This window comes from Treponema sp. R80B11-R83G3, assembly GCF_054786115.1.
In genome coordinates this window covers 1-3,816 of the sequence record NZ_BDHF01000127.1, presented here as the reverse complement: position 1 = coordinate 3,816, position 3,816 = coordinate 1, and the positions used below count along the sequence as shown (strand labels likewise).

3 protein-coding genes are annotated in these 3,816 nt (G+C 39.1%); 2 read left to right on the top strand and 1 reads right to left on the bottom strand.

The features are described from left to right. Nucleotides 1-207 precede the first annotated feature (207 nt). Both ACYVRH_RS11450 and ACYVRH_RS11445 read left to right on the top strand, forming a co-directional pair. Nucleotides 208-342, top strand: a complete 135-nt coding sequence (locus tag ACYVRH_RS11450) for a hypothetical protein (protein ID WP_461257047.1) — start codon at nt 208-210, stop codon at nt 340-342. Between the two features lie 305 nt (nt 343-647). Next, the gene (locus ACYVRH_RS11445; RefSeq protein ID WP_461257046.1) at nt 648-2,039 is read left to right on the top strand and encodes a DNA primase family protein; all 1,392 of its coding nucleotides are present in this window, start codon (nt 648-650) and stop codon (nt 2,037-2,039) included. A gap of 1,568 nt (nt 2,040-3,607) precedes the next feature. Here the strand turns inward: ACYVRH_RS11445 and ACYVRH_RS11440 are convergent. Next, the coding region (locus ACYVRH_RS11440; protein ID WP_461257045.1) for a hypothetical protein at nt 3,608-3,816 on the bottom strand (209 nt) is incomplete at its 5' end.

Genomic DNA, 3,816 nt, shown 5'->3' with positions numbered 1-3,816 from the left:
TTGCCGCCGCTGTTTCTGATACGGCTAATGGCGTTATTATCCATGAGTGTATCGAGGGGGAAATAGACGTATCGGGTTGGTGGGCGTTTTGGGCGTTTGTTACTTTTGCTGATGGACGGACGGCGGCGGGAGAGGCAAGCAAGGTTTATGTTTGGCAAGAGGGGCGGTAACAATGAGAAATGAGAAATGAGCAATGAGAAATGAGCAATGAAAAGAGAAAAGAGAAGAAAGAAGAAAGAAGAAATGATGAATGAGCAGAGTGCAAGGAACAAAGAAAAGCAGATAAGAGCAATGGAGGGGGATTTGAATAATGCGAAGAAGAACGCCGGAAGAAAAGTATAATAACAATTTACGAAAGCAACAGGTAATACTTGAAAAGTATGCGGCACATGAAATTGAATGGGCAAATGACTTGATTTTATGGTACAAGATTAAAAATATTGATATGCCAGATGACGAATATCGTGCCTGTGCGTTTTTTTTGAATAGGGAATATTTAAAGAAATCGGGGTCGTTGACCCTGTTATATGAAATGTATTTGCAATGTAACAAGGAATTGCCGCAAGTTACTAGGGAAAATGCTTTTGACTTGTTGCGGTATCAGTTTAAGTTATACGCAAAGACTTTAGAAAAGGGAGGGTTTTAATATGGTTACTGAAAAGATTGGAGATGAAAGTATTTATCTTAGGATTAGTGAACTGAAGAAGGGGAATATCCAATTTACCGATACAACTAATGCCGCTAGGCTTCTTAAAGAGCATAGGCGTAATATTCGGTATTTTACGGCTTTGAAAAAATGGCTTGTTTGGAATGGCATACGTTGGGAAATTGACGAAGGCGGCGCTTTGATACATGAAAAAGGTCTTGAAACTGTTAGGAACATTTATGATGAGCTTTCTAAAACTGACGATTATCGGGAAAGGAACGATATTGAAAATTTTGCGAGGATTAGCGAAAGTATCCGAAGGCGAGAGGCAATGATTAAAACGGCTCAATATATTAAAGAGTTAAATATTATGGCTGATGATCTAGACCGTAATCCGTGGTTTTTAAATGTCCGTAACGGAACTATTGATGTTTTAACTGGTGAATTCAGAGAACACAAGCAGGAAGATTTAATTACTAAACTTGCCAATGTGGATTATGAGCCAACCGCCGATTGTCCGCTTTGGAAACAGTTTATTCGTGAGATTATGGATTATAAGCCTGAATTAATAAAATTTTTGCAGACTGCGGCGGGTTGGGCTTTGACAGGTGATATTACGGATCAAACTATGTTTATTTTGTATGGAAGCGGAGCTAACGGAAAAACTACTTTTTTAAATACGATACTGAATTTGTTAGGCGATTATGCGACTTCTACGCCTACGGAAAGTTTTATGAAAAAGAACGGAGACCAGCTTACTAATGATATTGCCCGATTGAGGGGTACTCGATTTGTTACCACTACGGAAGCGGAGGAAGGCAGGCGGCTTTCTGAACCTTTGATTAAAAAGATTACAGGTAATGACCAGATTACCGCACGTTTTTTATATGGCGAGTATTTTAATTTTACCCCAAATTTTAAAATTTTCATGGCGACTAATCATAAGCCTGTGATTAAAGGTACTGATCATGGTATTTGGAGGCGAATTAAGTTAATTCCCTTTACAACTACTATAGCGCAAGAAAAACAGGATAAGAACCTAGAGAATAAATTAAAACAAGAAAATAGCGGTATTTTAAATTGGCTTTTGGAAGGGGCGACAAATTGGAAGAAAGAAGGGTTAATAGCCCCAACGGTTATTCTTAAAGCTACTGATGAATATAGAGGGGAAATGGACGTTATCGGTAATTTTATTAAACAACGCTGTGTTAAAAATAGTGATATTACCATACGGATTATGGAACTGTATAAGGCTTATGCTGACTGGTGCGAAGAAAATAAGGAACACGCCGTAAGCGAAAGATTTTTTACTATGAGGCTTAAAGAAATGGGATTTGTTCAGGGAAGAACCGCTACGGAAAGGTTTTGGGTCGGGATTGGTTTAACTAAATAGAGCTACAAGATTTTGTAGGATAAATAAAGATAATTCTCTTGTTTTAATATTTTAACCCTTTGGGAAAAATTATTTATTAATAGGGACGCTAATTATTATTTTTTAAAAATTTTTTAAATACCTCAGTCTGCGGGTGCGGAGGGCGCGCTGCCTCACCTAAAGGTTCGGCGCATTTATTTTTAATGGGGATTTTATTGTGCGCCACGCCGTGCCACATTTTTCATCTACAAGGCTTAACGCCTTGCTTTTTTGGGCGTCCCCCGTGCGCCCCTTTAATTGGGTAAACAAACAGGCGATAAATCGAGGTTTTTTGACATAAAAAAATTTGCTGATAACAAAAAGTGGCATTTTTTGGGGACGCACGCTCCCCCCTGTAAAAAAAAATCCCTGCTTCGGGGATTTATGACCGAATTTTCAGTCATAAATGACTGTTGTTTTGTCAAAGTTTCAGGCTCATTTTTGTTATCAAAATTATGCTTTTTTATATTAATATATATTATTTATATATTTATATATATTATATGACTTAAATGACTAATATATATAATATATAAGATATATTTTAAACCCCTATAGAGAGATAGGAAATTCAGGGGAGTATGTCAGTCATCGGGTCATTTAGTCATTTTTTATGGGTAGAGGTTTTTCTCGACCATTGCCCTCTGAGAAAAAACCGCCTTGTTTAATGATTTAATTTTCAATAATTTTTTATGGCGGTTTTTTCGCATAGGGGTTTCAGCGAATAAATTTATCAGGTTGGGAATTCAATAGGGAGTGCAACTCTTATGCTTTTTATTTATCAACCGAGAGCGATTTGTTTCGACCATTGCCCCATGCGGAAAAACCGCTTTGTTTAAGGTTTTCATTTTCAATAATTTCTTATGGCGGTTTTTTCGCATAGGGGTTTCAGCGATTTAATTTTTTAAGTACGGAATGACCAAGTTTCACTACGGAATAAATGTAAAACCTATCAATGCCCCTGCACAATAGCTGCTTGTTTCCAAGTTTTATTTGTGTATCAAGTTAAGGCAGCTTTTGTGCAGGGGTTTCAGCAAATAAAAGCTTTTGCGTTACCATTGCCCACCGACCGCTAGGTGGGTGGGTCTTACCGTGTCTTGCTGTCAGGCTTCAGTTAAGAATAATTTTATAAGAGCGTCTGGTTTTTTATTTCTGAATATTTAAATAGGGGCTGTTTTTTTTATCGGGTTCTTTCGCCGTATATCCGCTTGGGAGCGGAGCGGACAAGCGGATTTGCGGCAATAGGGATTTATTTTTTACTACGGTTTTTGGGAACTTTTAGCGGATAGCGAAGGCTGTTTTATTTACGTCAGCCGTGTGCGTACTTCGCTCCGCTTCTTGTTATACGAAAAGCCGGGCGGGGATACTACGCTTTTTTGTGGCTTTGTGGCGGCGGGGCGTGAGGACTAGCCTGTATCATAAAAAAATGCAAACATGGATGTTTGCATTTTTTTATTCCTTACAGCGTATTGCCAACGGCAATACGCTGCCTCCCCCCCCTTTGAGCCGGTTAATAATTAGTTTTGCGCCTGTAGCCTGTCCACATGGCTTTAGCGGTTTATGCTTTTTCTTTTTATTATTTTATCGAGGTCGGGCATTTTTGTTTTTTTCGGGTCTTTTGCCATGTGGACAGGCGGAAGGCGCAAAAGTTTCCTTATTAAAATAGGGGGGGTAGCTCGGCGGCAGGGGGGGGGGACAATAAAATTCCGCCGCCACAAAGCCACCGTATTACTCTCCTCTTGTGGGTTTCGCTGGCGGG

Excerpts from the sequence above, each read along its gene's own strand:
- ACYVRH_RS11450 (WP_461257047.1), top strand. The coding sequence starts at position 208 with ATGAAAAGAGAAAAGAGAAGAAAGAAGAAAGAAGAAATGATGAATGAG.
- ACYVRH_RS11445 (WP_461257046.1), top strand. The coding sequence starts at position 648 with ATGGTTACTGAAAAGATTGGAGATGAAAGTATTTATCTTAGGATTAGT.